The following is a 605-nucleotide window of genomic DNA, read 5'->3' as shown; positions in this document are numbered from 1 at the left end:
GAAATAAATATTATGAAAATGATGCAAGAGCTATTTTAAGAGAGTATTCTACAGCAAGTGGCAGAAAAGAGCAGTTGCAAAAAATGTTTTTAAAGGCTCTGTCAGGAATGGGACTTGAGGATAAAGTAGCTTTGTTTGAAGGAGAGGTAGAGAATGAAACAGATATTAGTAACTATAATATAAAATGGACTCGAAAGACTTTGAATAAAAAGAAATTAGAAAGAACACCATGTAACTAAAAAAAGAAAATTATGAAAACAATATTTAAAATTATTTTTTTGTTCTTGATAAGTCTGAATGTAAAATGCCAGACAATAACCGCTATTGTTCCTTATAAAACTAAAACTTATGATGCAGTGAATGGAGCTTATTTTAAAGACTTGGATAATGAGTTTCCGTTTTGGTTAGGCACATGGGAAGGAACGGCTAACAATAAAAAGTATACGTTTACTTTTGTTTTGTTTCAGAGTAGTCTATCCCAGTTCGCTAACGGTATTTATTTTTATAAAGACTTTGTAGCCGGCAAACTGAAAGTAACAGATTTGATTACCAATCAGGTAATTTATGATGAATCTTCATTTACAGATCTTAATGACTTTTTAATC

General features: G+C 30.4%; 1 protein-coding gene and 1 pseudogene. Both read left to right on the top strand.

Annotation, left to right across the window (positions count from 1 at the left end; all coding sequences use genetic code 11):
- The coding region (locus ACUSJC_RS16790; RefSeq protein WP_449270704.1) for a hypothetical protein at positions 1-239 on the top strand (239 nt) is incomplete at its 5' end.
- 12 nt (positions 240-251) lie between these two features.
- Positions 252-605 (top strand): annotated as a pseudogene (locus tag ACUSJC_RS16785) (hypothetical protein); the annotation flags it as partial.

Source organism: Flavobacterium sp. U410 (assembly GCF_053570605.1).
The sequence above is the reverse complement of the archived record's forward strand: the minus strand, read 5'-3'. Positions and strand labels throughout refer to the sequence as shown.